This is a genomic window from Flavobacterium sp. R1_16 (genome assembly GCF_057652095.1).
On the sequence record NZ_JBYFCG010000001.1, the window covers coordinates 904,348 to 926,704 of the forward strand.

The window sequence follows — 22,357 nt, forward strand, 5'->3', positions numbered from 1 at the left end:
AAATGAAAGCAACCATAGTTACTATTGGCGACGAAATTCTTATCGGTCAAATAATCGATACCAATTCGGGTTTTATAGCCAAATCATTGGATAGGATAGGAATAGAAACCTGTGAAATGATTTCTATTTCAGATGACAAGCAACATATCTTAAATACGTTTTCTCAGCTACAAAACAAGGTCGATTTAGTCATTATAACTGGTGGTTTAGGCCCTACCAAAGACGATATTACCAAGCATACTTTTTGTGAATATTTTGGAGATAAGTTGGTGGTAAACGAATCGGTTCTTGCTCATGTAACCCAAATGATTGAAGGATTTTACAAACGTCCTATAACTCAACTCAATAAAGATCAAGCTTTGGTTCCATCTAAATGTGTTGTTTTGCACAATCAAATGGGAACTGCACCTGGCATGTGGATGAAGAAAGAAAATACCGTTTTTATTTCGTTGCCTGGAGTTCCTTATGAGATGAAACATCTTATAGAAAATGTAGTTGTCCCTAAATTAGTTAAAGAATATGAGCGTCCCTACATTATTCATAAAACCATTTTAACCTACGGAGAAGGCGAAAGCAAATTAGCGGAACGTATTGAGGAATGGGAAAACAATTTGCCAACTTTCATCAAATTGGCCTATTTACCCAATCCTGGAAGAGTCCGATTGCGTCTCTCAGCAAGAGGCACTGATAAAACTATTTTAGAAAAAGCTATTGAAGAAAATGTAGCGTCTCTGACTGAGATAATAAGTGATGTTATAGTAGGATTTGACGACGATGAAACCATTGAGACAGTTATAGGAAGATTGTTAAAGCAATACAAAAATACTATTGCTACCGCCGAAAGTTGTACGGGTGGTAAAATAGCCGAAGTTTTAACTTCAGTAGCTGGTGCTTCTAGCTACTTTAAAGGAAGTATTGTTTGCTATGCAACTGAGGTAAAAATTAATCTTTTGGGAATAGATGAAACTTTAATCAATCAACATTCAGTTGTGAGTGCCGAAGTAGTAAAAGAAATGGCTCTCAACGTAAAAAAAATCATGAAAACTGATTATGCCATTGCTACTACAGGCAATGCAGGGCCTTCAAAAGGAGATTCGAAAGCAGAAATCGGAACTGTTTTTATAGCTGTTGCAACACCTCAAGATGTTGTTATTCAAGAGTTTAATTTTGGTCAGCCAAGAGACAAAGTAATTGACAGAGCGGTAAATAAAAGCCTCGAAATGGTACAGAAAGAAATTTTAAAAAATCTGCTTTAATAATTTTGTATTATAGGTTTATTTTTTGTTTCTTTGCACCCTGATTTTGAATAACGATAAAAGATAAGTATAATGTCAAGAGTTTGTGACCTTACAGGTAAAAGAGCGATGGTGGGAAATAACGTTTCTCATGCTATGAACAAAACTAAGAGAAAGTTTTCTGTAAACTTAGTAAAAAAGCGTTTTTATCTTCCAGAAGAAGACAGATGGATTACTCTTAGAGTGGCTGCATCTACAATAAAAACAATCAATAAAAATGGAATAGCTGCTGTTTTGAAAAAAGCACAGACTGAAGGATTTATTAAATAATCTATTATTCCTAATTAAATATACAGCAAGATGGCAAAGAAAGGTAATAGAATCCAAGTAATTTTAGAATGTACTGAACACAAAACTTCTGGTGTTGCAGGTACATCAAGATACATAACAACTAAGAACAAAAAAAATACTCCAGATAGATTAGAGATTAAAAAATTCAATCCAATCTTGAAACGTGTAACTGTTCATAAAGAAATTAAATAATTAAGTCATGGCAAAGAAAACCGTAGCATCGTTACAAACAGCTTCAAAAAGATTATCAAAAGCCATAAAAATGGTAAAATCTCCTAAAACAGGCGCATATACATTCGTTGAATCTATTATGTCTCCTGAAGCAGTTGATGAGTTCTTGAAAAAGAAATAAATAAATTTATACAATACATAGAAAAGCTACTTTCATTTCGAAGTAGCTTTTTTATTTTTTATATTTGCAGAGTTTTTCAATAATCACAAGATTTAAACATCTAACGATACAATCAAATGAGTTTTTTTAAGAAAATATTTTCATCAGAAAAGAAAGAGCCTATCTTAAGCGAACAAGATAAGCAAACCTTAGACAAAGGTTTGGAGAAATCTAAAGTTTCTTTTTTCTCTAAACTGACAAAAGCAGTAGCTGGGAAATCAAAAGTTGATGATGATGTTCTCGATAATTTAGAGGAAGTTCTTGTATCTTCTGATGTTGGTGTTAATACAACTCTTAAAATTATATCCCGTATCGAAAAGCGAGTTGCAGAAGATAAATATCTTGGAACAGAGGAACTCAATCAAATTCTTCGTGATGAAATTTCGGGATTACTTTCGGAAACTAATTTAGGAGAAGCAACAGAATTTGTAATTCCAGTAAATACCAAACCTTATGTTTTGATGGTTGTTGGCGTTAATGGAGTGGGTAAAACAACCACTATAGGCAAATTAGCTCATCAGTTTAAGAAGCAAGGCTATAAAGTGGTTCTTGGAGCTGCAGATACTTTTCGTGCGGCTGCAATTGATCAATTACAAGTTTGGGCAGATAGAGTAGGCGTTCCGTTAGTAAAACAACAAATGGGTAGTGATCCCGCTTCAGTGGCTTTCGATACGTTACAATCTGCGGTTTCTCAAAATGCCGATATTGTTATTATTGATACTGCTGGACGTTTGCACAACAAAGTTAATTTGATGAATGAATTAACTAAGGTAAAACGAGTAATGCAAAAAGTGGTAGCAGATGCGCCTCACGATGTGTTATTAGTTTTAGATGGTTCTACGGGTCAAAATGCTTTTGAACAAGCCAAACAATTCACCGCGGCAACTGAAGTAACTTCATTAGCAGTAACCAAACTTGACGGAACTGCTAAAGGTGGTGTGGTTATAGGTATTTCAGACCAATTTCAAATTCCTGTAAAATATATTGGAGTAGGTGAAGGCATCGAAGATTTACAGGTTTTTAATAAATACGAATTTGTGGATTCCTTTTTTAAATAATAATTATGTTAGAGAGATTAAAGAATGTAAAGTCTGTTTATATTTATCTTTTAGCAGCATTACTTTATATAATTGGACAAACATTTATAGATACGGATTCTATTTTTTATGATTTTTTTGGAATTTTATGTGTTTCCATTATTGTTTTTGGAATTTATAAATTCCTCAATTCAAAATAATCATTGACATAGAGTATTGATTCTCGTTGATAGTCTTTGCGTAATGACCAAACCGTTTTTTAAACAGTTTATTTTTATGAAAAAAATAGTACTAATTGTCTTTATTTCCATACAATCATTTTCTTGTACAAAGAAAGTGACATCATTAGATATTCCTAAAATTAACGGTTATTGGGAGATTGAAAAGGTGAATTTTGCTGATGGTAAGCAAAAAGACTATACTATAAATCAAACATTTGATTATTTTGAAGTAAAAAACAATAAAGGATTTCGTAAAAAAGTAACACCTCAACTAGATGGAACATTTCTAGTCAATAATGATTTTGAAAAGATAGAAATCAAACAGTCAGGAGAAACATATTTTATTTACTATAGTACCTCTTTCTCAAAGTGGAAGGAAGAACTGCGATTGCTTTCTGACAATGAGTTGATACTGGTAAATGATGCTAAAAATGAATATCATTACAAAAAAACAGCTCCAATAAACTTAACAGATAATGGCAAAGAGGTTAAATAACGAGAGTTCCATTGGTGATGTTCTTAAAGAGATTATCCAAGTAAATAAACTGCAATCGGGAATGGATCAAGTTTTGGTTAAAGAAGCTTGGGTTTCCTTAATGGGTAAAGGGGTGAACAATTATACTAAGAATATACAACTGAAAGGAAACACATTGTATGTTGAACTAACTTCGGCAGTTTTACGTGAGGAATTGAGTTACGGAAAAGACAAAATCATCAAAATGATCAATGACGAACTCAAGCGTGAGCTTATTACCGCTGTTGTTTTGAGATAATAGAGAGTGGTCAGTGTTCAGCTTTTAGTATTCAGTTTAGTTATATGAATAAAAAAATCCCATTTATCAAAAGGAAAATGGGATTTTTAGTAATGATATAAATCCTAAATTAGAATTGTTCTCTTCCTGCAAAATGAAAAGCGCTTTCAATAGCTGCATTTTCATCGCTATCAGAACCGTGAACGGCATTTTCTCCAATTGAGGTAGCATATTTTTTACGAATTGTTCCTTCGGCAGCCTCAGCAGGGTTAGTCGCTCCAATTAAGGTTCTGAAATCTTCAATAGCGTTTTCTTTTTCTAAAATAGCGGCAACAATTGGACCTCTTGACATAAATTGTACTAACTCTCCATAAAAAGGTCTTTCAGCGTGTACAGCATAAAATGCTTTGGCATCAGCCACGGTAAGTTGTGTTAATTTCAAAGAAACAATTCTGAAGCCTGCTTCTGTAATCATATTTAATATTCCTCCGATGTGTCCATTTTCAACAGCATCAGGTTTAATCATTGTAAATGTTCTATTTGTAGCCATTTTTATGTTTTTTAATTCGGGTGCAAAAGTAGTGTTTATTCATTGATTTTTAAAATCAAATAGTTTTTTGCAAAAAAAATCCCTCACTATTTCTAGTAAGGGATTTTCAAAATTGAAAGAAACTAGTTTTTAGTTTTTCATCAATTTAATAGTTTCAGTTGCTTTAGCAGTAGCTATTTTAGCAAAATAGATTCCTTTTGTTAAGATAGTAGCATCTACAGAAGCATTGTTAGATTTAGGAGAAACGGTTAGTACATTTTTACCTAAAACATCAACGATTCTAACTGATTCTATTCTTTCGCTAGTTGAATTAAAGTTCCAAACGTTTTGTGTTGGGTTTGGATATACTTTAAAGTTAGCAGAGCTAAATCCTTTTGTTGATAAACCATCGTCAAATGTATATTCTCCAGTTATAATATTGAAAGTAACGTTGTAAGTTCCATCTACAGCAGGAATGTTATTAATTCCATCATTTGTTCCCGCTGGCCAACCAGCACCACCCCAAGAAACTGTCCAAGCGTGATCTTGACGGAATTTTATCTCTGAACTTGCAGGATCGCCAGAAGCAGCGACAACAAGTCCATTAATAGTATAGGTAACACCATCAACAGTAGTCAAATCGGTATCAACACCCCAACCACCTACACCAGCACCTGTAAGGCTAACAGTAGGGAACGCAAAACTATAATCTCCAGTATTCAAATCAAATGTAACAGTAAATATTCCAGCAGGTACAGGAATGAAATTTGTATCAGCATCTGCATTTCCTGTAGGGTAACCTGTTCCACCAGCAAGAGCTCCATCAATATCAAACTGAAGTGTGCCTTCTGTAAATGTTGAAGTTACTTTATAAATAGAACCATCTCCAGTAACCATAGTAATACCTTCAGCTGCCGTAGCAGTTCCTACTAATTTTACAACAGATATTACTGGTCCGCCTTCAAAGGTATAGGCCCCTGTGGTAATGTTAAAAGTTACATCATACGTTCCAGCAATTGCAGGAATGTTTGCTCCTGCTTGTGTACCTGTTCCTGAAGGCCATGAAGCAGCTCCCCAGTTAATAGTCCAGTCATGGTCTTGACGGAATTTTATTTCAGTACTACCGTCAGTTGGAGCAACAACTAATCCGCTAATTGTGTAAGTAATACCATCTGTAGTAGTTAAATCGGTGTCAACTCCCCATCCGCCTACACCTGCTCCTGTTAGGGAAACCACAGGGTTAGCAGCTTTTGCGCCAAAACTCAACATGAATACGACAACAAATAAATAAAGTACTCTTTTTTTCATAATAAAATTGTGTTTAAATTAATATTTTATAAAAGTACTGAAAAAATACGTTAAAAAAACACGTATGAAAAAAATATAAAGACGCAAACGTTTTCGTGTTGATAATATTTTATGCGATTTTGAAGTTGTTCTAATTTATTAGAATGTGATGCGCCAGAATTGATGCTCTAGCGGGTTTAAATTAGTGAATAACTTTTCAATTAAAATGTCACTATATTCTAAATAAAATTCTGAAAAATTAGCTTGACGTTCTTGTAAACTTTCTTGAGGGAATTATTGATTTTGCAAATCAATAATTCGTTCTAACTCGTCAGTATATTTTTCGTTTTTGAGCTTTTAGTAGTCGTTTAAGGTATTCAAATAGGAGACAGTTATTTTAAATTATCAAAACTTGTAAAAATTGCAAGTTTTGATAATTTATTTTCTATTTTTGCTTTATGGCAAATTATACAAATCGTAAAGAATACATTAGAAAAATACTCTCCTACAAAGACAAAGACCTTATAAAAGTAATAAGTGGTTTGCGTAGGTCGGGCAAATCAACCCTTTTAGAATTGTATCGAGAGCAATTACTAAAACTGGGTGTTGGAAGGCACCAGATTCAGTTTTACAATTTTGAATTACCCGAAAACTATCTCAACAAAAACTGGGATAACATTTATTTTGAAATCAAAAAAAAACTACAAGTGGATGCACTTAACTATGTTTTTTTAGATGAAGTTCAGAATATTCCTCTTTTTGAAAAATTGGTTGATGGACTTTTTGCAACCGAAAATGTGGATGTTTATATTACGGGTTCAAACGCATTTTTGTTGAGTAGCGAATTAGCCACTTTATTAAGTGGTCGCTATATTGAAATTTCTATTTTACCTTTTTCATTCAACGAATATCTCACCGCGCGTAGTATAGACATAGGTAATAAATATCTTAATTATGAAGCGTTGTTTTTTGACTATGTAAATGAAACATCGCTACCGAAAGGTATTGAATTGCGTGAAAGTGGTTTTGATAAAATCTACGAATACTTAGAAGCGATTTACGCAACCATAGTTGAAAAAGACATCACACAACGACATCAAATTAACGACAAACGAGCTTTTGGAAACATTGTAAAATTTGTTGCATCAAATATTGGTAACGCACTTTCGCCAAGCAACATTTCCAAAACATTAAAGCAAGACGGACAAAGCATACATCACGCAACTGTTGAAAAATATTTAGAATACTTAGTAGCAAGTTTTGTGTTTTACAAAGTAAACCGCTTTGATATTAAGGGCAAAAAGTTGTTAGCCACTCAAGAAAAATATTATATAGTAGATGTAGGACTACTTGATATTTTAGTTGGCAAAGATCGCACTACTGACAGAGGACACATTTTAGAAAACGTTGTTTATCTTGAATTACTTCGTAGAGGTTATAAAATTTGGACAGGAACAAGTCGTAACAGCGAAGTAGATTTTGTATGCAAAACCCCGAAAGGCGACATAGAATATTACCAAATAGCTTGGCAAATGACAAACGAGAACACCATTGATAGAGAGTTTAAAGCATTAGAAAAAATTAGTGATAATTATCCGAAATTTCTACTTACAGCAGACTCATTTACTCAAAGCCGAAATGGTGTAAAACATTTGAACGTATTTGGTTGGTTATTAGATTTTTAAAGTACTAAATTTATTTTCTAAAGGTTTCAATTCATTAATTAATTTTGAAAATAGAAGATTTCCATTTTCCAAATAAAATTCTGAAAAATTAGCTTGACGTTCTTGTAAACTTTTTTGAGGGAATAATTGATTTTGCAAATCAATAATTCGTTCTAACTCGTCAGTATATTTTCGTTTTTGAGCTTTTAGTAGTCGTTTTTCAAGATTGTCTAATCCTTTTATTTGTTTAGTTTCTTGAGCTTTTACGGCTCCAATAAAAGAGGTGTCGGTTTGATGAGCAAGAGTTTTTAAATACCCAAATTGTTTTTTAAGAATTTCTTTTTGAATACTAAGGTCTATTGGAAATTCTGAAAACTGTTTTGTTTTTAAATTTACTAACTCTTCTTGTTTTGAGAATAGGTTTTCCCAAGTTAAATTTAATCTATCTGCTTTTTTGGTTTGTTTTTCAGTAATCAACAAAGCCGAATTTCGCAATAAAAGTATTGGAAAAGTTATTTTGGCATTAGTAAACATAGATTTCAATTCCAGCCAATAGGCAATTTCGCCTCCACCGCCAATGTAACATAAATTGGGTAAAATGACTTCTTGGTATAAAGGGCGCAAAATTACATTTGGACTAAAACGCTCTGGATGTTTTTCTAATTCAGTAGTAATTTCAGCTTTAGAAAATTGAATTTTGGTATTGTTCACCTTGTAAACTCCATTTTCTAGAATAATTCGCTCTCTTAAAGTATTATTTATGTAAAATAAATTAATCTCACGAGGAGTTACTTGAACAGTATATTCTTTTAATTTTTTTATAGTTTCGAGAACTAATTTATTGGAACTTTGATTCCATAATTCGTCTTTGATAAAAGGGATAAATTGTCTTTTTAAATCTGGAGTATCGGCATCAAGAATAACAAGTCCATGGTCGCCAAAAAGCTCATTTGCTAGAAAGCGTGTGGCATCGGCTAAGTTAGCGTGGTTGAGATACGCTTCTTTAAAAAGCTTTTTTATCGCATTAGCATTGTTACTCGTCCCTATTTCTTTAGAAAAAACATCAAAAACTTCCTCTAAGCCTTTTGTTGATAATCTGCCAACTGGTCCTTTGCTTTCGGTATTCCAACGAAATTTTTTCCCTTTGAAAATGAAGTAATTTATTTCTTCAAAATCATGGTCTTCAGTAGCCATCCAATATATAGGTACAAAATTATACTTCGGATATGCTGCTTTAAGTTCTTTTGTTAGGTTTATTGTTGAAATTATTTTATACAAAAAATATAATGGTCCAGTAAGTAAATTCAATTGGTGTCCTGTAGTAATAGTAAAGGTATTTGAATGTATAAGTGATTTAATGTTTTGTTTCGTTTTATCAGAAGTAGTTGTACCTGAATATTGATTCTGTAAAACAGCAACCAGTTCTTTTCTATGTGTTGGATTAAAATTACCTTCTTTCTCGATTATTTGAGCCTTAAAATTTTCAAGAGTAGGGAAACGATTGTATAGCGGTTTTAAATTCGGCTTTTGGTCTAAATAGTCATTAATTAGAGCAGAAAAATATCCGGAATTTTGATAGCTTATGCAGTCAGTAGGCATGGTTAGGAATGGCTTAATTTTTTGTAAAATTAACAAAAAGTAAAGTTATGTTTTTTTGAATTAACAAAAAGATAGTAAATCATGATTTTTATATGGGAAAAGGTATCCTTTAATTGGAAATTATATCGATTGAAATTGTTAAAAAACAGATTTTTTTTGTTAAATTTGATAGTAATTAAAAAATGGGTTTATGAGTACAAAATATAGAGTAAATGTTAATTCTACTTTTCAATTTGATTTAGATAAAAACCATACCGCTCAACTAGACGCAGTACCTGTAGAAAAAAATAAATTTCATATTCTGCATGAAAATAAATCCTATCAGGCAGAAATTATAACTTCGGATTTCAATCACAAAAACTATACTGTAACTATTAACAATAACACTTATTCAGTAGTTATTGCAAATGAATTGGATAGGCTTATTAAAGAAATGGGATTTGAGATAGGTGCAACAAAGCATATAAATTCCATAAAAGCTCCAATGCCGGGATTGATTCTTGAAATTTTTGTGGCTGTTGGTCAGGTTGTTAAGGAAAATGACACCCTGTTGATTCTTGGCGCAATGAAGATGGAAAATAGTTTTCTTTCACCACGTAATGGTACTATTAAATCGGTTTCTGTTGCTGTTGGAGATGCTGTAGTTAAAGGTCATTTGTTAATTGAATTTGAATAATATATGAAAAAGATATTAGTTGCCAATAGAGGTGAAATAGCCATACGGGTAATGAAAACCTCCAAAAAAATGGGGATTAAAACGGTAGCTGTTTATTCCACAGCCGATAGAAATGCTCTGCATGTAAAATATGCTGATGAAGCCGTTTGCATTGGTGAAGCCCCATCAAGTCAGTCCTATTTATTAGGAAGTAAAATTATTGAAGTAGCCAAAGTATTGAATGTAGATGCTATCCATCCGGGTTATGGATTTCTGAGTGAAAATTCAGAATTTGCAGAAGAAGCCGAAAGAAACAATATTACTTTTATAGGTCCAAAATCAAAAGCAATAGAAATCATGGGAAGTAAGTTAGCCGCAAAAGAAGCGGTGATGCATTACAATATCCCAATGGTGCCTGGAGTTGATCATGCCATTATTGATATTGACGAAGCCAAGAAAACGGCTACTTCTATTGGGTTTCCCATCTTAATTAAAGCATCGGCTGGTGGTGGTGGAAAAGGAATGCGAGTGGTAGAAAATGAAAAAGATTTTGAAGCTCAGATGAATAGAGCTATCAGTGAAGCGGTTGCAGCTTTTGGAGATGGATCGGTTTTCATTGAAAAATATGTAGCTTCTTCACGGCATATTGAAATTCAAATTATTGCCGATAGTCACGGAAATGTAGTCTATTTATTTGAAAGAGAATGCAGTATTCAGCGTCGTCATCAAAAAGTGGTTGAAGAAGCACCATCCTCAGTTTTAACTCCAGAAATTCGCAAAAAAATGGGTGAAGCGGCAGTTCTTGTTGCAAAATCCTGTGATTATCTAGGAGCGGGAACAGTAGAGTTTTTATATGATGAAAATGATAACTTTTATTTTCTCGAAATGAATACCCGTTTGCAAGTTGAGCATCCTGTAACAGAATGGATAACAGGAGTTGATTTAGTAGAACTTCAAATACGAGTAGCTAGAGGAGAAGCATTACCCTTTAAACAAGAGGATTTGGAAATAAATGGACATGCAGTAGAATTGCGTGTGTATGCGGAAGATCCAATGAATGATTTTTTACCCAGTGTTGGACATTTGGACGTTTACCAGTTGCCTGTTGGAGAAGGAATTCGAGTAGATAATGGTTTTGAACAAGGGATGGACATTCCTATTTATTATGACCCTATGTTAGCCAAGTTAATTACTTATGGAAAAACACGTGAAGAAGCCATTCAAGTGATGCTCAAAGCAATTGAAGACTATAAAATAGAAGGCGTTAAGACGACCCTGTCTTTTGGAAAGTTTGTTTTTGAACACGAAGCTTTCCGTTCGGGTAAATTTGACACCAATTTTGTTAAAAAATATTATGATGCAGACGTTTTAAAAATTCAAATGGCGAAAGAAGCTGAAATAGCTGCTCTGGTGGCATTAAAACAATATTTTGAAGATCAAAAAATAGTACGATTACCAATTCAATAAAGTTATGGAATCTAAAATTAAAATATTAAATGATAAAATAGCCTCAGCCAAATTAGGTGGAGGTCAAAAACGTATTGAAAAACAGCACGAAAAGAAAAAACTCACCGCCAGAGAACGTATCGAATATCTAATGGATGAAGGCTCTTTTGAAGAGATTGGAATGTTGGTTACACATCGAACAACTGATTTTGGTATGGAAAAAGAAATTTATTACGGTGACGGAGTAATTACTGGTTATGGAACTATAAACGGTCGATTAGTATATGTTTTTGCTCAAGATTTTACTGTTTTTGGGGGAGCACTTTCTGAAACCCATGCTGAAAAAATCTGTAAAGTAATGGATATGGCAGTAAAAGTAGGCGCACCCATGATTGGATTAAATGATTCTGGCGGAGCTCGAATTCAAGAAGGAGTTCGTTCACTTGGTGGTTATGCTGATATTTTTTATAGAAATGTTCAAGCTAGTGGTGTCATACCACAAATTTCTGCAATTATGGGACCTTGTGCTGGTGGTGCGGTATATTCCCCAGCCATGACCGATTTTACGATGATGGTTGAAAATAATAGTTACATGTTTGTAACGGGACCCAATGTCGTAAAAACAGTAACTAATGAAGAAGTTACCTCTGAGGAATTGGGTGGAGCTGTTACACATTCTACTAAATCAGGGGTTGCTCATACCACTTCTCCAAACGGGGTTGCGTGCATGGAAGATATCAAACGATTGTTGTCATATATCCCTCAGAATAATAAAGAATTGACTCCAAAAGTTCCTTATGTTTTAGGCGATGAAATTAGAGAGCAATTATCAGATATTGTTCCTGATAATACCAATAAACCCTATGACATGCACGAAGTGATTAAAGGAATTATAGACGAAGATTCCTTTTTTGAAATTCATAAGGATTTTGCTGAAAACATTATCGTTGGTTTTGCTAGAATTGCAGGTAGAAGTATAGGTGTCGTAGCCAATAACCCCATGTTTTTAGCAGGTTGCTTAGATGTAAAAAGTTCGATAAAAGCTGCTCGATTTACCCGTTTTTGTGATTGTTTCAATATCCCATTATTAGTGTTAGTTGATGTTCCAGGCTTTCTACCTGGAACTGACCAAGAATGGAACGGAATTATTGTTCATGGAGCCAAATTACTCTATGCTTTAAGCGAAGCTACCGTTCCTAAAGTAACTGTAATTACTCGTAAAGCCTACGGAGGTGCTTATGATGTAATGAATTCTAAGCATATTGGTGCCGACATGAATTTTGCTTGGCCAACTGCCGAAATTGCGGTTATGGGAGCAAAGGGAGCTTCAGAGATTATCTTCAAAAAAGAAATTAGCGAAGCAGAAGACCATGAAGCTAAACTGTTAGAAAAAGAAGCAGTGTACTCCGATTTATTTGCCAATCCATATACTGCCGCTCAGCGAGGCTTTATTGATGAGGTAATACTGCCTCAAGATACTCGTAAAAAATTAATAAAAGCTTTTAGCATGTTAGAAAATAAAGTTGTGGCGACTCCAAACAGAAAACACGGAAATATTCCGCTTTAAATTTGGTTCGAATCATCGTAACTCTGATAGGTTTCACTTTTTAGCGAAATTGTATTTAAACTAGAAATACAAACACAGATTTTCAAAATTATATCGGATTTTAATTATCTGTGTAAATTTGTGAAATATGTGTTGGTTCTCTTTACTATATTCCAAAAGCCTACTAAAATTTGTTATTTTCAAAAAATAAGTTCAATTTTATCAAAAATAAAAAGCAAAGATAAAATGAACGAATCAGCAAATACAAATAAAGTTAATTCTTTGAAACACGTTCTTTTTGGCAGTTTAATAGGAACCACCATTGAGTTTTTTGATTTTTATATTTACGCCAATGCAGCCGTATTGGTTTTTCCACAATTGTTTTTTCCTGGTTCAGACCCAACCACCTCTATATTAGAATCGTTAGCTACATTTTCAATTGCTTTTTTTGCAAGACCATTAGGTTCTGCTTTTTTTGGACATTATGGTGATAAGATTGGAAGGAAAGCCACTTTGGTTGTGGCTCTGTTAACCATGGGAATTTCAACAGTTTGTATTGGTTTATTGCCTACATATTCGAGCATTGGAGTTATTGCACCTTTATTTTTAATGCTATTTAGATTTGGACAAGGCTTGGGATTAGGAGGAGAATGGGGTGGAGCTGTATTATTGGCCATCGAAAATGCACCGCCTCATAAAAGAGCTTGGTATGGTATGTTTCCTCAATTAGGAGCACCATTAGGTTTGCTATTATCTGGAGGAACTTTCTTAGTATTGAGCGATACGTTATCGGAAGAAAGTTTTTTTGATTTTGGGTGGAGAATTCCTTTTGTATCCAGTGCTATATTGGTTCTAGTAGGATTTTATATTCGGTTAAAAATTACCGAAACGCCTTCTTTTGTCGAATCTGTGGAAACTAAGAAACAAATGAAAATACCATTACTTACGGTATTAAAATCCTATCAAAAAGAACTTATTTTTGGAACTTTGGCGGCAGTAACTACGTTTGTATTGTTTTATCTAATGACCGTTTTTACATTAAGTTGGGCTACAACTGAATTAGGTTTTATCAGAAGAGACTTTTTAATCATTCAGCTTTTTTCTGTTTTGTTTTTTATGATTGCCATACCCGTTTCGGCACTATTAGCGGATCGTTATGGACGAAGATTGATATTATTGTTGATATCTATTTCAATTATTGTTTTTGGTTTGTTCTTTTCTTTCTTTTATAATTCAGAAAGTGCTAGTTTGATTACTATTTTTTCATGTTTAGGAATGACATTAATGGGGTTAACTTATGGACCTCTTGGCACTTTTTTATCAGAATTATTCCCTACTGAAGTTCGATATACTGGAGCTTCAATGACCTTTAATTTAGCGGGTATTATAGGTGCTGCATTTGCTCCAATGATTGCTATTTGGTTGGCTAAAAATTATGGTATATCTTATATTGGGTTCTATTTGTCTGGAGCTGCGGTATTGACTTTTGTATCACTTTTAATAATTACGAGAAAAACACATCAGTTTTAGTAATATTAATAAAATTCAGTTAAAGTAAATAATCTTACTTTTATACAAACAATTTCCTTTTGAAAACTAAAATCTTCCTAATAGCGCCTCCGTTTACCCAACTGAATACACCTTATCCAGCGACTGCCTATATCAAGGGGTTTTTAAACACTAAAAATATAGAATCGGTTCAGGCAGATTTGGGTATTGAAGTGATTTTGAAATTATTTTCGAAAGAAGGTTTAATAAAAATGTTTGAAGTTTCAAGTTTCAGGTTAGATGTTGAAGTACTTTCAGATAATTCAAATAGAATTTTTGCTTTACAAAACGAATATATCAAAACTATCGATTCGGTTATTGCTTTTTTGCAAGGAAAAAATCCAACGCTGGCACTTCAAATTTGTAGTGGTGATTTTCTTCCAGAGGCTTCTCGATTTGAACAATTGGAAGAAATGGATTGGGCTTTTGGCGCTATGGGAATGCAAGATAAGGCCAAACATCTTGCGACTTTATATCTTGAAGATATTTCCGATTTTATTGTAGAATGTATTGATGAAAATTTTGGTTTTAGCCGCTATGCAGAGCGATTAGGTAGGAGCGCTAATTCGTTTGACGAATTATATGAAGCCTTACAAGGTAAACCAACTTATATTGATGAGTTGTTGCTTACTATTTTGGCAACTAAATTAGAAACAATTCAGCCCAATTTGTTTTTGATATCCGTTCCTTTTCCAGGAAATTTGTATAGTGCTTTTCGTTCGGCTCAATACGTAAAGAGACATTATCCTCACATCAAAATTGCTATGGGTGGGGGTTTTCCTAATACAGAATTGCGTTCGCTTTCGGAGATTAGAGTTTTTGAGTTTTTTGATTTTATTACTTTGGATGATGGTGAAGCTCCAATAGAACATTTAGTGGAGCATTTGGAGGGAAAACGTTCGTTAGAAAATTTGAAACGCACTTTTATTGTAGTCAATAATGAAGTTCAATATATCGATAATTCAACATCTAAAGATTACAAACAATCGGAAGTAGGAACCCCAGATTATTCGGATTTACTTTTAGATCAATACATTTCAGTTATCGAAATTATCAATCCAATGCATCGCATGTGGAGTGATGGACGTTGGAATAAATTGACTATGGCACATGGTTGTTATTGGGGAAAATGTACGTTTTGTGATATTTCGTTAGATTATATAAGAGTCTACGAACCCATTGCGGCTAAGCTTTTGGTCGATAGGATGGAGGAGTTGATTACTCAAACTAGAGAAACTGGATTTCATTTTGTAGATGAAGCCGCTCCACCAGCTTTGATGCGTGAACTAGCATTAGAAATTATTAGGAGAAAAGTGGTGGTGACTTGGTGGACGAACATTCGATTTGAGAAAAGTTTTTCTAAAGATTTATGTTTACTGCTAAAGAGATCAGGTTGCATAGCTGTTTCTGGAGGTTTGGAAGTCGCCTCTGATCGATTATTAAAATTAATAGACAAGGGAGTAACCGTTGAACAAGTAGCAAAAGTAACACGTAATTTTACCGAAGCAGGAATTATGGTTCATGCCTATTTGATGTATGGATATCCCACACAAACCATTCAGGAGACTATTGATAGTTTAGAAATGGTAAGGCAAATGTTTGAGATTGGTATTTTACAATCGGGTTTTTGGCATCAATTTGCAATGACGGCTCACAGTCCAGTAGGTATGTATCCAGAGGAATTTGGTGTTAGTAAAGAGACAAAATCAATAGGTACTTTTGCTAACAATGATATTAATTATAAGGATAAAACAGGAATTAATCATGATAAGTTTAGTTTTGGATTAAAGAAATCTTTATTCAATTTCATGCACGGGATTTGTTTTGATTATGAATTGCAAGATTGGTTTGACTTTAAAATTCCGAAAACGAAAATTCCTCAGGATTTTATTCATAACGCTTTACAAGAAGAAGTAGGTTTCAATATAAAGCCAAATGCAAAAATAGTTTGGTTAGGAGGAATGCCTACTATTGAATTTTTTACAAAATCCAAAAAGGGAAGCTCTTGGGAAATGACAAAATTGGTTTTTCATGATAAAAAAGAAAGTTTTAACATTCAGTTAGCCAAAAAAGAAGGCGAATGGCTGGTTAAAATACTTGAAAAAGTATCCGTCTACAATTCGAAAAAAGTAACCTTTCAAGAAATTAAATTGGATTTTGAGCAGGATTTTCAGGATTTTGAGATTTTTTGGTATTCAAAACCACTATTTACTTTAAGAGATTTTGGATTATTGGTTGTGCTATAAATCTAAATAGTACATTGTTTTCATGAAAAAGTATAATTTCATTGAAAAATTATTTTATATTTATGACAAATTATAATTTTTTGTGAATTCTACCTCAAATTTATGAATAAACCTTTCAATCTTAAAATATATTCCAAACTGTTATTTTTGATTATTGGAACTAGTTTGCTTTTTTTCTTATTATATCTATCCCTTTATTTATACACTATTCAACAAGAAAAAGAAGTTTACATAACTACAAGTGAGCAATTTGATAGCGAAATATCAACTTTGTTTGAACTCAATTCAAAAACACATTCGGAAACAATAAATGATGTCACATACTGGGATGGGTTATATAATTTTGCTAAAACGAAAGATATTAGTTGGTACAACCAATTCATCAATGAAGAATTTAAATCCTACGAAGTTAATTACGTTAGTGTATATGATGTTAACAATCAATTTATTGTAAAGACTTCCACTCCAGAAATCTCTTCGTCTAATTTTATACCTGGACAAGTATTTAGTAAGCTATACAAATCAAAATTCATAAGGTTTTATATGAGGATTCCTGATGGTGTTGTGGAAGTTTTTGGAGCTACAATTCATCCGTCTGATGATCCTCAAAAAAATAAATTCAAGCCTTCAGGATATTTTATTATGGCAAGGCTTTTGGACAAAAACTATTTTCACAATCTTCAGAAAATTAGTAGTTCCAAAATTAAATTAGTAAATGACAGCAAATCTGATTTAATTGATGAGGATGAGGTTATAACATCTGAACTAAATTTAAAAAACTGGAATGGGGAAGTAGTTTCAAAATTACTTTTTGAGAGACCATTTAATCTAGATTTTAAAAGTACAAAGAAGATATTATCAATAATTGTAATTGCTTTTATATTTAATTTAATACTCTATTTGCATTATGCTAAAAGATGGATGTATTCACCACTTAAAACGATTACAAATATTCTTGAAACAGGAAGTGAGGACTCAATTGATGATTTAAAGAAAGCCCCTGGAGAGTTTGGTTACATAGGAAATCTTTTTGAAGAAAATAACAATCAAAAAAAACAATTAATAATTTCAAAACAAAAAGCCGAAGAAAGTGATAAACTTAAATCTTCTTTTTTAGCTAATTTATCTCATGAGATACGAACTCCAATGAACGCCATTATTGGTTTTAGTGACTTGTTGAATGACTCAAAACTTAGCGAGGAAGATAAGTCAGAATATTTGAAAATCATACGAAATAGTGGAACAAATCTAGTTTCAATTATTGAAGACTTACTTGAAATGTCTAAAATTGATGCCAAACAGATTTCTCCTAAATTAGTCAGTTTTGATTTAAACAAGTGCATTCAAGATTTGTATGCTACTATAAAAGTAACAATTCCACCAGAAAAGAAAATCGATTTTTATATATTGGATAATCCAAATCCGACAACTAGTAATATTCTTTCGGATGAAATTAAACTAAAACAAATCATCACAAACTTAATAACCAATGCTGTAAAATATACTGAGAATGGTAAAGTTGGTTTTGGATATGTGGTTAATGATAAAGAGAAAGTTTTAGAGTTTACAGTAAAAGATTCAGGTATTGGGATTGACAAGAAGAATGTCAGCATCATCTTTGATCGTTTCAGAAGAATTGAAGATGATTTTTCAGCGGAATTAAGTGGTTTAGGACTTGGATTAGCCATTTGCAAGGCATACATCGAAATGTTAGGTGGCACCATACAAGTTGAATCTACCGTTGGTGTTGGTTCTAACTTTGTATTCACAATTCCATTACAATATGATGAGAAAGTTGTTGAGAAAACTGAAGAGGAAATCCGAGAAGATTTTGAGTTAAATAGTGACAAAGTCATCTTGATTGCAGAAGATGATAATATCAATTTTTTATTACTCAAAAAAATTCTCGAACTAAAAAATTATACAACAATACGGGCTGTAAATGGTCAAGAGGCGGTAACTATTTGTTCTACTAATCCAGCTATAGACCTCGTTTTCATGGATATTAAAATGCCAGTTATGGATGGATACAGTGCTTTTGAAAAAATAAAAGTATTTTTACCAAACCTTCCTGTAGTTGCACAAACGGCTCATTCTTCATCTGAAGATAAGGAAAGAGTCATGCAGGCTGGTTTTACAGATTATATTACTAAGCCCTTAGATAAGGATAAGATTTTTGAGCTTTTAGAAAAAATTTTCAAAAAAAATAATCAATCAAAATAGCAATTCTAAATTGTAATAGTTCTAATTTTTTAGATTGACTTTTAAGTTATTGCTTTTCAGAAATTTTATTCTATATTCGTTTAACTTTATTTTAAATGACTCACAGAAAAAATGGTAATTAAGAAGACCTATCCAAAAATATTGCTGTTAATTTTTTCTTCAAGTATTTTTTTCATCGGATTGTATTTTGCACTTTACTATTATACTATAAAAGTGGAGAAAGAAGTATATGCAAATTCTAAAAATCAGTTCAATAATGAGGTCAACAAATTATTTGTCTTAGATTCAAAACCAATTCGAGTTGCCATTAACAACGATACAAATTGGGATGAGTTTGTTGATTTTATTAGAACAAAAGACACAGTTTGGTATAACGAAACCATTGGTAATGAGTTAGATATCTATAAAGCTGATTATTTAGGTGCTTATGGCGTTGATAAAAAATTTATTATCAGAGCAGCTTCACCCAAAATAAAATCAGTTGATATTATCCCTAAAGAAGCAATTGCAAATCTCAGTAAAGGTGGGCTCTCACGGTTTTATATGAAAATTCCTGAGGGTATAATTGAAGTTATTGGTGCCTCCATCCACCCATCTGATGATCCTCTAAAAAACAAAACAAAACCCTTTGGTTATTTCTTTGTTGTAAGACTTTTAGACGAAGATTTTTTAAAAGATTTAGAGCATTTAACCAGTTCTGAAATTAATTTTAGCTCAAGTTACAGCGAAACAGAAATTGGCAATCATAAGATTTTTGCGGCGATTGATTTAGACGATTACAAAAACAAGCCTGTAATAAAATTAATTTTCCAGCGAAATTTTGATGTTTATTTCGACAATACTATTACTATTTTATACTTAATAATTTTAGCTTTTGTTGTCAATTTAGTCATCAATTTATTTTTGACACGAAAATGGCTTTATTTCCCTCTAGACCTTATCACTAGAGTTCTTGAAACAGGTAATAAAAAAGCTATAAAAGAATTAAAACACACTACAGGTGAATTTAGTTATATTGGAAATCTCTTTGAGGAAAATAACAATCAAAAGATTGAATTGATAAAAGCCAAATTAAAAGCTGAAGAAGGTGATAGGTTGAAAGCCTCCTTTTTAGCCAATTTATCTCATGAAATTAGAACTCCAATGAACGCGATTAATGGGTTTACAGATTTGCTCATTAATACTAAAATGAAAGAGGAAGAAAAATTAGAATATTTAAAAGTTATTGATAAAAGCGGTAGAAACTTAGTGTCAATTATAGACGATCTTATTGAAATGTCAAAAATTGATTCTAATCAAATAAAACCAAATTATGCAACCATAAATTTAGAATCTTGTATTAGCGAGTTATTCGAAACCATAAAAATAACAATCCCCAAAACAAAAAAAATTGATTTTAAATTATTAGAAACTAAAAATCCTGTAACCTACAACATCATAACTGATGAAGTAAAATTAAAACAAGTTCTAGTAAATCTAGTCAATAACGCAATTAAGTTCACTGAAAAAGGATATGTAGCTTTTGGATACGAAGTTGATGAAAAGAATGAAAAAATAATTTTCAAAATCAAAGATACAGGCCTAGGAATTGATGAAGACAATCACAAACATATATTTGACCGATTTAAGAGAGTTGAAAGTGATGTGTCTATAAAGGTTGGAGGACTAGGTTTAGGTCTCGCTATTTCAAAAGCTTATGTTGAAATGATGGGAGGAACAATTACTTTAGAATCTAAAGTAGAAAAAGGCTCTGTGTTTTCATTTTCTATTCCACTTAAATATGATAAAGTACAAAGAATTATCGTTCAGCCAATTAATAGTGTAAAAACTAAAAAAGGCGAAGAAGATGGAACTATATTAATAGCCGAAGACGATAATCTTAATTTCTTATTGTTTCAAAAAATAATGCAGCTTAAGAATTATAAAATTATTAGAGCGGTTAATGGACTTGAAGCAGTAGAAATTTGTATCAATAATCCAAGTATAGATTTGGTTCTGATGGATATAAAAATGCCAATTATGAATGGTTTTGAAGCCTTAGAAAAAATTAAAGCTATTCGTCCTGAATTGATTATAATTGCACAAACAGCCTATTCCTCGAGTGAGGATGAAGAAAAGATATATAATGCTGGTTTTTATGGTTATATCACTAAACCTATCAAACGAGAAAGATTATTTGAGATTATTGATGATGTATTTCAGAAGAAAAACAATAAGTAGTTATAAAAAAAGAGAGGTAATTAACCTCTCTTTTTTTATTGAATTAAATGTTCATCAGCTATGCATAATGCTTGAGAAATTATAGCCAATCCCTCGTCAACTTGTTCTTTATTGATAATCAAAGGAGGAGCAATAAATATGTAACCCCAACGTACAAATGTGTATAAGCCTAAAGCTCTTACTTTTGCAGCAATAAGATTTGTTACTTTTAAATCATCGCCTGCGGCATTATAGGGAGCAATTAGTTCGCCTGTTGTTTTATTTTTCAAAACATCTAAACATCCTAAAAGTCCGGTGTTCCTGAATGTTCCCATACTAGGGTGCTGCTTTCTCATCTCTTCAATTCGAGTTTCGATGTAAGCTCCCATGTTTCTGGCATTCTCTAAAAGATTGTCGCTTTCGTATATGTTAATTACTGCCAAAGCTGCTGCCATTGCTACAGGATGTGCATTATAAGTTAGCCCAATCATCATTGGAGTATTCTCAAATTTTTCAGCAATTTTATCAGACACCATTAAGCAACCTAGAGGTAAATACGAGGAAGTCAATCCTTTTGCCATACATACCATATCAGGTATTATGTCGTGATTTTCAAAACCAAACCATTTTCCCGTTCTACAAAAACCACTCATTACTTCATCGGCAATGAACAATATTCCATATTTTTCACAAAGTGCTTTTACGCCTTTTAAATATCCTTTTGGATAATGCAAACAGCCTGACGAACCACTTTCTCCTTCAAAAATAAAGGCAGCAATATTGGTTTTACCTTCAAAATGAATAACTCTTTCAACATATTCTAAACTCAGACTTAGTTTTGTAGCTTCATCTAAATTTTTCATTCCGAAAAAGTAATACGGATCATCCAAATGAATGGAATTAGGCATTTGTTGAGAATCATTCGCTAATTTTCTCGGGTCTCCACCTACGGACATTCCACCAATAGAACCTCCGTGGAATGCTCTGTATCTCCCAATAATTTTGTGTCTTCCAGTATACAATCTAGCTAATTTTATAGCATTATCTACAGAGGAAGTTCCGCACAAAGTAAAGAAAGCCTTGTTTAAATCTCCTGGGCAGATCTCAGCCAATTTTTTTGCCAATTTAGCTCTTATTTCTGTAGTACAAGTTGGAGTTACAAAACTCACTTTCTGCATTTGTTCAACAACAGCATCAGTTACTCGTTGATCACCATGACCTATATTAACGGACATTAATCCACTAGAAAAGTCGATAATTTTATTTCCATCATAGTCATATAAATAAACCCCTTCAGCTCTTTCTATAGCTATTGGGTTAACACTTGCTTGAGCAGACCATGAAAATAAACTAAATTGTTTACTGTCATTTATTATTTGCTCTTTCTTTGAAATTAAGGTATCTATCATAATTTTTTAAATAACGTAT

The 22,357-nt window shown here is 32.6% G+C and carries 19 protein-coding genes and 1 pseudogene; 15 read left to right on the plus strand and 5 right to left on the minus strand.

Annotated elements, in window-relative coordinates:
• The first annotated feature begins 2 nt into the window (after nt 1-2).
• The 7 genes from AC23L6_RS03925 (at nt 3) to AC23L6_RS03955 (ending at nt 4,008) form a co-directional block, all read left to right on the plus strand.
• Nucleotides 3-1,256: a competence/damage-inducible protein A gene (locus AC23L6_RS03925; protein ID WP_487562224.1), complete on the plus strand. Its 1,254-nt coding sequence runs from the start codon at nt 3-5 to the stop codon at nt 1,254-1,256.
• A gap of 72 nt (nt 1,257-1,328) precedes the next feature.
• The gene (gene rpmB / locus AC23L6_RS03930) at nt 1,329-1,565 is read left to right on the plus strand and encodes a 50S ribosomal protein L28 (protein ID WP_144265613.1); all 237 of its coding nucleotides are present in this window, start codon (nt 1,329-1,331) and stop codon (nt 1,563-1,565) included.
• A gap of 30 nt (nt 1,566-1,595) precedes the next feature.
• The gene (gene rpmG / locus AC23L6_RS03935) at nt 1,596-1,778 is read left to right on the plus strand and encodes a 50S ribosomal protein L33 (protein WP_017495179.1); all 183 of its coding nucleotides are present in this window, start codon (nt 1,596-1,598) and stop codon (nt 1,776-1,778) included.
• 7 nt (nt 1,779-1,785) lie between these two features.
• Nucleotides 1,786-1,938: a DUF4295 domain-containing protein gene (locus AC23L6_RS03940; RefSeq protein ID WP_487562223.1), complete on the plus strand. Its 153-nt coding sequence runs from the start codon at nt 1,786-1,788 to the stop codon at nt 1,936-1,938.
• 116 nt (nt 1,939-2,054) lie between these two features.
• The gene (ftsY, locus tag AC23L6_RS03945; protein WP_487562222.1) at nt 2,055-3,035 is read left to right on the plus strand and encodes a signal recognition particle-docking protein FtsY; all 981 of its coding nucleotides are present in this window, start codon (nt 2,055-2,057) and stop codon (nt 3,033-3,035) included.
• Nucleotides 3,036-3,290: 255 nt separating this feature from the next.
• On the plus strand, nt 3,291-3,731 hold the full coding sequence (locus tag AC23L6_RS03950; protein WP_487562221.1) for a hypothetical protein: 441 nt from the start codon (nt 3,291-3,293) through the stop codon (nt 3,729-3,731).
• Nucleotides 3,712-4,008 carry a DciA family protein gene (locus tag AC23L6_RS03955; RefSeq protein ID WP_487562220.1) on the plus strand — a complete coding sequence of 99 codons (297 nt, stop codon included), beginning with the start codon at nt 3,712-3,714 and terminating at the stop codon, nt 4,006-4,008. Before AC23L6_RS03950 ends, AC23L6_RS03955 begins: the two co-directional genes overlap by 20 nt.
• Before the next feature lie 109 nt (nt 4,009-4,117).
• On the opposite strand, the gene AC23L6_RS03960 is transcribed toward AC23L6_RS03955, so the two are convergent.
• From AC23L6_RS03960 to AC23L6_RS03970, 3 genes and pseudogenes are all read right to left on the minus strand, one after another.
• Nucleotides 4,118-4,537 (minus strand): nucleoside-diphosphate kinase, encoded by a 420-nt coding sequence (locus tag AC23L6_RS03960; protein WP_487562219.1) that lies wholly within the window; start codon nt 4,535-4,537, stop codon nt 4,118-4,120.
• A gap of 129 nt (nt 4,538-4,666) precedes the next feature.
• Nucleotides 4,667-5,824, minus strand: a complete 1,158-nt coding sequence (locus tag AC23L6_RS03965; RefSeq protein ID WP_487562218.1) for a T9SS type A sorting domain-containing protein — start codon at nt 5,822-5,824, stop codon at nt 4,667-4,669.
• Nucleotides 5,825-5,962: 138 nt separating this feature from the next.
• Nucleotides 5,963-6,037 (minus strand): annotated as a pseudogene (locus tag AC23L6_RS03970) (hypothetical protein); the annotation flags it as partial.
• A gap of 224 nt (nt 6,038-6,261) precedes the next feature.
• Between AC23L6_RS03970 and AC23L6_RS03975 the strand changes: the two are divergent.
• Nucleotides 6,262-7,488, plus strand: a complete 1,227-nt coding sequence (locus AC23L6_RS03975) for an ATP-binding protein (RefSeq protein WP_487562216.1) — start codon at nt 6,262-6,264, stop codon at nt 7,486-7,488.
• On the opposite strand, the gene bshC is transcribed toward AC23L6_RS03975, so the two are convergent.
• Nucleotides 7,477-9,066 carry a bacillithiol biosynthesis cysteine-adding enzyme BshC gene (gene bshC / locus AC23L6_RS03980; protein WP_487562215.1) on the minus strand — a complete coding sequence of 530 codons (1,590 nt, stop codon included), beginning with the start codon at nt 9,064-9,066 and terminating at the stop codon, nt 7,477-7,479. The genes AC23L6_RS03975 and bshC overlap by 12 nt on opposite strands.
• Nucleotides 9,067-9,256: 190 nt before the next feature.
• On the opposite strand from bshC, the gene AC23L6_RS03985 reads away from it, so the two are divergent.
• From AC23L6_RS03985 to AC23L6_RS04015, 7 genes are all read left to right on the plus strand, one after another.
• A complete protein-coding gene (locus AC23L6_RS03985; RefSeq protein WP_487562214.1) occupies nt 9,257-9,742 on the plus strand; it encodes an acyl-CoA carboxylase biotin carboxyl carrier protein subunit in 486 nt (161 codons plus the stop codon).
• 3 nt (nt 9,743-9,745) lie between these two features.
• Nucleotides 9,746-11,188: an acetyl-CoA carboxylase biotin carboxylase subunit gene (gene accC, locus AC23L6_RS03990; protein WP_487562212.1), complete on the plus strand. Its 1,443-nt coding sequence runs from the start codon at nt 9,746-9,748 to the stop codon at nt 11,186-11,188.
• A gap of 4 nt (nt 11,189-11,192) precedes the next feature.
• Nucleotides 11,193-12,734, plus strand: coding sequence for an acyl-CoA carboxylase subunit beta (locus AC23L6_RS03995; RefSeq protein ID WP_487562211.1), 1,542 nt, complete (start codon nt 11,193-11,195; stop codon nt 12,732-12,734).
• 225 nt (nt 12,735-12,959) lie between these two features.
• Nucleotides 12,960-14,243, plus strand: a complete 1,284-nt coding sequence (locus AC23L6_RS04000) for an MFS transporter (RefSeq protein ID WP_487562210.1) — start codon at nt 12,960-12,962, stop codon at nt 14,241-14,243.
• A gap of 59 nt (nt 14,244-14,302) precedes the next feature.
• Nucleotides 14,303-16,507, plus strand: coding sequence for a B12-binding domain-containing radical SAM protein (locus AC23L6_RS04005; RefSeq protein ID WP_487562209.1), 2,205 nt, complete (start codon nt 14,303-14,305; stop codon nt 16,505-16,507).
• Nucleotides 16,508-16,609: 102 nt separating this feature from the next.
• Nucleotides 16,610-18,730 (plus strand): ATP-binding protein, encoded by a 2,121-nt coding sequence (locus tag AC23L6_RS04010; protein ID WP_487562207.1) that lies wholly within the window; start codon nt 16,610-16,612, stop codon nt 18,728-18,730.
• Nucleotides 18,731-18,841: 111 nt separating this feature from the next.
• Nucleotides 18,842-20,950, plus strand: coding sequence for an ATP-binding protein (locus AC23L6_RS04015; protein WP_487562206.1), 2,109 nt, complete (start codon nt 18,842-18,844; stop codon nt 20,948-20,950).
• A gap of 35 nt (nt 20,951-20,985) precedes the next feature.
• Here the strand turns inward: AC23L6_RS04015 and AC23L6_RS04020 are convergent, their stop codons facing one another.
• On the minus strand, nt 20,986-22,338 hold the full coding sequence (locus tag AC23L6_RS04020; RefSeq protein WP_487562204.1) for an aminotransferase class III-fold pyridoxal phosphate-dependent enzyme: 1,353 nt from the start codon (nt 22,336-22,338) through the stop codon (nt 20,986-20,988).
• Nucleotides 22,339-22,357 lie beyond the last annotated feature (19 nt).

Bases quoted from the DNA above. Each gene is read 5' to 3' on its own strand.
- rpmB (WP_144265613.1), top strand. From the start codon at position 1,329: ATGTCAAGAGTTTGTGACCTTACAGGTAAAAGAGCGATGGTGGGAAAT.
- AC23L6_RS03985 (WP_487562214.1), top strand. From the start codon at position 9,257: ATGAGTACAAAATATAGAGTAAATGTTAATTCTACTTTTCAATTTGAT.
- AC23L6_RS03995 (WP_487562211.1), top strand. From the start codon at position 11,193: ATGGAATCTAAAATTAAAATATTAAATGATAAAATAGCCTCAGCCAAA.
- AC23L6_RS03975 (WP_487562216.1), top strand. From the start codon at position 6,262: ATGGCAAATTATACAAATCGTAAAGAATACATTAGAAAAATACTCTCC.
- ftsY (WP_487562222.1), top strand. From the start codon at position 2,055: ATGAGTTTTTTTAAGAAAATATTTTCATCAGAAAAGAAAGAGCCTATC.
- AC23L6_RS03940 (WP_487562223.1), top strand. From the start codon at position 1,786: ATGGCAAAGAAAACCGTAGCATCGTTACAAACAGCTTCAAAAAGATTA.
- bshC (WP_487562215.1), bottom strand. From the start codon at position 9,066: ATGCCTACTGACTGCATAAGCTATCAAAATTCCGGATATTTTTCTGCT.
- AC23L6_RS03960 (WP_487562219.1), bottom strand. From the start codon at position 4,537: ATGGCTACAAATAGAACATTTACAATGATTAAACCTGATGCTGTTGAA.
- AC23L6_RS03965 (WP_487562218.1), bottom strand. From the start codon at position 5,824: ATGAAAAAAAGAGTACTTTATTTATTTGTTGTCGTATTCATGTTGAGT.
- rpmG (WP_017495179.1), top strand. From the start codon at position 1,596: ATGGCAAAGAAAGGTAATAGAATCCAAGTAATTTTAGAATGTACTGAA.
- AC23L6_RS03955 (WP_487562220.1), top strand. From the start codon at position 3,712: ATGGCAAAGAGGTTAAATAACGAGAGTTCCATTGGTGATGTTCTTAAA.
- accC (WP_487562212.1), top strand. From the start codon at position 9,746: ATGAAAAAGATATTAGTTGCCAATAGAGGTGAAATAGCCATACGGGTA.
- AC23L6_RS04020 (WP_487562204.1), bottom strand. From the start codon at position 22,338: ATGATAGATACCTTAATTTCAAAGAAAGAGCAAATAATAAATGACAGT.
- AC23L6_RS04010 (WP_487562207.1), top strand. From the start codon at position 16,610: ATGAATAAACCTTTCAATCTTAAAATATATTCCAAACTGTTATTTTTG.
- AC23L6_RS04000 (WP_487562210.1), top strand. From the start codon at position 12,960: ATGAACGAATCAGCAAATACAAATAAAGTTAATTCTTTGAAACACGTT.
- AC23L6_RS04015 (WP_487562206.1), top strand. From the start codon at position 18,842: ATGGTAATTAAGAAGACCTATCCAAAAATATTGCTGTTAATTTTTTCT.
- AC23L6_RS03925 (WP_487562224.1), top strand. From the start codon at position 3: ATGAAAGCAACCATAGTTACTATTGGCGACGAAATTCTTATCGGTCAA.
- AC23L6_RS03950 (WP_487562221.1), top strand. From the start codon at position 3,291: ATGAAAAAAATAGTACTAATTGTCTTTATTTCCATACAATCATTTTCT.